Below are 4587 nucleotides of genomic sequence, written 5' to 3' on the forward strand. Positions count from 1 at the left end.
GCGATCGCTTCTGATTTCTTTTCATCTTTCCGCCAGAATGACAAAAAGTTTTGAGCCGTGAGTTTTCCTGACTCCTGATTTTTCTTCGCCCATCCCAACCCCACCATTTCGGCGACAGAAATTGGAAAACTCCGGTCAAAGATAAAATTTTGCGGCATATAGCCTAACCAGTGACACCAATGCCCCAAACGTTCAACTGGACGGTCAAAAATTTCTACTTTTCCGGCACTTCGCGGAATTAATCCCAGAATTGCTTGCACCAGCGTACTTTTACCCGCACCATTCGGGCCAACTACTGCTGTATCAGTTCCGGGTAGCAATTCAAAAGAGACATCCCGAAGCGCCAGATAGCTGCCTAGATATACAGTTAAGCCGTCAACTTTCAGAATTGGCGATGGGATAGGGGCGTCAGAGTTTCTCACGTCTACTTGCAGGCAGCTTCCAGGGTTTGCAGATTTTGCTTCATCGCGGTGAAATAATGCTCCGGAGTCAGGGGGCCATTTTCCAGAGGATCGATGGTTCTCAGGGTTAATTTCAAGTCGGTAGAGAGACTTTCAAGCAATTTATTGTCAGTTCCTGGTTCGCCAAGTAGGGCTTTAACATTGTACTTTTTCACTGCCCCAACCGCCTTTTGGATGTCAGCAGGCGAAAGGTTATCTTCGGGAATCTGAACTACTGCAACTTGCTGAAGCTGGTAGCGTTGAGCAATGTAAGGATAGGCGTCATGGAAGGTGACATAAGTACAACCGCGATAAGGTTGCAGACGCTGCTGAAATTCTTTGTCTAGCGCCTCCAGTTGCTGAATGTAGGCGGTGGCGTTTGCTTGATAAGTCGCTTTGTTCTCAGGATTGGCTGCAATTAAACCATCCCGAATATTCTCTACTTGCTGTTTTGCTCGGACTGGATCGAGCCAAACGTGAGGATTACCTTCTGCATGGTCGTGTTCTTCTGCCTTTGCACCGGCTTCTCCCTCGTGGTTGTGGTCTTCGTGGCTAGCTGCTTGACCATTCACCACGGGTGAGGCGTCTTCTAAGGCGTTAATGCTTTTACTACTATCAATTTCTTTAATCTGAGCGTTTCCAGAATTTTTGATAGTTTCTTGAAGAAATTCTTCCAAGCCGAAGCCATTTTTTACCAGCACATCTGCTTGAGCGATCGCTTGCACGTTTGCGGGTGTCGCTTGATACTCATGCACTTCCGATCCGGGTGGCACCAAAATTTCTACCTGCGCTTTGTCACCCGCAACTGCCTTGGTAAACCAGTAAATCGGCAAGAATGTTGCTACCACCCGTGGAGACTTCGGATTCTGCGCCCCCACTGCCGACTGCGGCGCAGCACTCTGCTGTGGGGATGGGACAGAAGTATTTGATGAGCTACACCCAGTAGCAGCGAACACTGGCAGCAGTAATAAAGACAGGGCAAATTTGCGCGGATAATGTCGGATTTGATGTCGGATTCTAGGGCGCGTCACGGTTTATCTCCTGATTGACGGTGGAAGTGTCAATCTCTTTTTTTGAGAATGAGTCTTGTTGTAATGTTATGAGAATAATTCTCATTTTAGTATGATATTGCTGCCGATAGTTGAGTTTTGACTGGTAAATGCCATCAGGGGGGATTGTAAAAGTTGGAGAAATCTTGTCTCTTAAGTGTTTAAAAGCAAAATTTCTCAGCAGCAACGGATGCTTTTCATTGGAAAAAGGCAATTTATAAGCAAAATTCAGCAAAATTGTCAATAAATTGTCTTTAGCAAACTGTAGAGCAGTCAGTCGCTGCGGAGAATCTTGAAAGGGTGTCAGGAGTGAGAAATGAAATTTAAAAACCTGTGGAATGCGCTGCTGGTAAGCCCAGCAGTGTTCGGTGCAATGCTGTTAACGAATGGTGGGGCATTCGCAACGGAAACCCCAGCGGTGATGGAAGTTAAGGAGAACGCAATCAAGGATGCGATCGCTCCCACTCTCCTAATCAAGGAGGATCAAGAGGAATCTCAAGCGTTACATCAAAAAAATGAAGAATTGGAATCAAACTCGGTAGCCGTCGCAGCTGCCCCAATTACCACTTCTGAGATCAAGCTGGACGAGACATCTGCTGTCAAGGTAGAAACACCCGCATCAGAGGTGATCGCGCCGAATCAGTCAACAGTGGCGGATTTAGCCCAAATCCCAGCTACCACCCCGACATCAGTAACGGCTGATGCCGACGTTTTAGAACAAATCGATGTTTATACCAATCCAGAGGACACGGATAGTTCTCTGGATAGTTCTCTAGAACAAGTCACGAATGTTTCCCAACTGCAAGACGTAGAACCGACAGATTGGGCGTATGAAGCACTGCGATCGCTTGTCGAACGTTACGGTTGTATTGCAGGATATCCCGATGGCACCTTTCGCGGCAACCGGGCACTCAGCCGGTATGAATTTGCCGCCGGTTTGAATGCTTGTCTGCAACAAATCGAGAAATTGATTGCCGCCAGTTCGGCAGATTTCGTCACCAAAGCGGATTTAACTACATTACAGCGACTGATTGATGAATTTGGCGCGGAATTGGCGACATTGCGGACGCGCGTTGATAATTTAGAAGGTCGCACCGCTTTTCTGGAAAGCCATCAATTTTCCACCACCACCAAACTACAGGGAGAAGCGATCTTTGCGCTGGCAGGGATTTTCAAGGGAGAAGATGCGACTGGCGATGAGATCGACGATGTAGCGATTTTTGGTCATCGTACCCGTCTGAATTTTGAAACCAGCTTCACCGGGAAAGATGTGCTGAGAACGCGACTGCAAGCGGAAGGACTGGGTTCTCTTACCGAACGCACTTTGACACCAGAAGGCAACCTGTTTTTCTCAGGTGATACCGACAGTAATGTTTTTGTGGATGCGTTTCTTTACGCTTTCCCCATCGGTGAGAGAACAGAAGTGGTGGTTGCGGCAAATGCAGGTGCGGCAGATGACTTTACCGATACCGTCAACTTCCTCGACGGTGACGGTACAACTGGGGCACTCTCTACTTTTGGAACGCGCCCGCCGATTTATTACCTAGCAGAAGGTGCTGGAGTTGGGCTAAGGCAGCAGTTGGGCGATCGCTTTGAACTCAGCTTAGGCTATTTAGCAGGGGACGCCGCTAACCCGGAAGAAGATGGTGGTTTGTTCAATGGCCCTTACGGTGCCTTAGCACAGCTATTGATCAAGCCAAGCGATCGCTTGAAGCTGGGCTTGACGTACATTCATTCCTACAACAACAATGACACCGGCACTGGTAGCAATCTCGCGAATTTCCAGGGCGGACTTGCCCGCTTCTTCGATACCGATATTGACGGTAGTTCGGTCGGCGGGGGTTTAACTAACTTAGGGTTCAGCACCAATCTCCCCGTGATCAGCAATTCTTATGGGGTAGAGTTATCTTGGCAACTGAGCGATCGCTTTGTTTTGGGTGGCTGGGTTGGCTACACCAACACGCGCAACCTCTCCACTTTAGGCGGACTCATTGAGCGCGGCAAAGTTGACATCTGGAACTGGGCTGTCACCTTAGCCTTCCCAGATTTGGGTAAACAAGGCAACTTGGCTGGCATTATCGTTGGGATGGAGCCGAAAGTCACTAACTCAACCATCGATATCAATCCCGGCGCAGTCGCCGCATTAACCGCAGCAGGCATCCCCACCCCGCCCGTGGGAGACAATGACGATACTTCACTGCACATTGAAGCGTTCTATCAGTATCAATTGACAGACAATATCGCCATCACGCCTGGGGTTATCTGGCTTACTGCTCCCGACCACAATAATCGTAACGATGATATTGTGATCGGCACTATCCGCACCACGTTTACATTCTAGTGAAGCGCCATTAGTCATTAGTCATTCGTGATTGGCAGAACGCCACGCTTTGCTTGCGGGGTAGCGTTCCTCTTAACTGGGGATATTCAATCAGATTCAGTCCTAAAGGATTCTTAAAGGCGAGATCCCCGACTTCTCTAAGTCAGGGAGCTGGAGGGAAGGCCTTGCGATATGACTAATGACTAGTCACCGCTGAAAAAAAACCAGCTGATGTGGCAGCTGGTTGAACAAAATCTTTATTTTTGTTGTCGTTAATCCGAGGAAATCCAGAGCTGCGCGTTCCCATCCGCCAGCCGTAAGATTTCTTTAATATTTACTGTAACAGGAAATACACATTTTTTGAAAGAAATATTTACATTTTTTTGTAAACTTCTTACCTTAGATAGTTGATTCCTGTTTGAGGACTCCCCCAGATAATGCGCTCCTGCTTATAAATAGCGATCCCCGGTTTAGCGCCCTTGGGTTTGTAGACGTGTTTGGGTTCCGTGTAGACAACTGGCACGCGATCGCTTTGTCTGGCACGACTGTAGTAGGAAATTAAATCGGCGGCAAATTGCAAATCGGCTTCTTCCGGGACAGAACCCGGAGCGACGCGCAGCAACCCATGACTTCCTGGAATTTCCTGCGTGTGAAACCAGAGGTCATAGTCTCCAGCCATCCGAAAGGTTAGCTGGTCGTTCTGGCGGTTATTGCGCCCAATCAATAACTCAAAGCCGCTGGGCGTCTGGTAACGATAAGGGTGACTTCCCTCCTCGTC

The 4587-nt window shown here is 48.3% G+C and carries 4 protein-coding genes; 1 reads left to right on the plus strand and 3 read right to left on the minus strand.

Features of this window, described 5'->3' with window-relative positions; translation table 11 throughout:
- Positions 1-401 (minus strand): ATP-binding cassette domain-containing protein (locus H6F50_RS13020; protein ID WP_190429026.1); only part of this gene is annotated, 401 nt, incomplete at its 3' end.
- Positions 402-424: 23 nt separating this feature from the next.
- A complete protein-coding gene (locus tag H6F50_RS13025; protein ID WP_347277163.1) occupies positions 425-1471 on the minus strand; it encodes a zinc ABC transporter substrate-binding protein in 1047 nt (348 codons plus the stop codon).
- Between the two features lie 334 nt (positions 1472-1805).
- On the opposite strand from H6F50_RS13025, the gene H6F50_RS13030 reads away from it, so the two are divergent.
- Positions 1806-3830 (plus strand): iron uptake porin, encoded by a 2025-nt coding sequence (locus tag H6F50_RS13030; RefSeq protein WP_190429024.1) that lies wholly within the window; start codon positions 1806-1808, stop codon positions 3828-3830.
- A gap of 373 nt (positions 3831-4203) precedes the next feature.
- Here the strand turns inward: H6F50_RS13030 and H6F50_RS13035 are convergent.
- A partial coding sequence (locus tag H6F50_RS13035; RefSeq protein ID WP_190429025.1) for an NFACT RNA binding domain-containing protein occupies positions 4204-4587 on the minus strand: 384 nt, incomplete at its 5' end.

It is taken from the genome of Coleofasciculus sp. FACHB-712 (assembly GCF_014695635.1).
Lineage (GTDB): Bacteria > Cyanobacteriota > Cyanobacteriia > Cyanobacteriales > FACHB-T130 > FACHB-T130.

Excerpts from the sequence above, each read along its gene's own strand:
- H6F50_RS13030 (WP_190429024.1), top strand. The coding sequence starts at position 1,806 with ATGAAATTTAAAAACCTGTGGAATGCGCTGCTGGTAAGCCCAGCAGTG.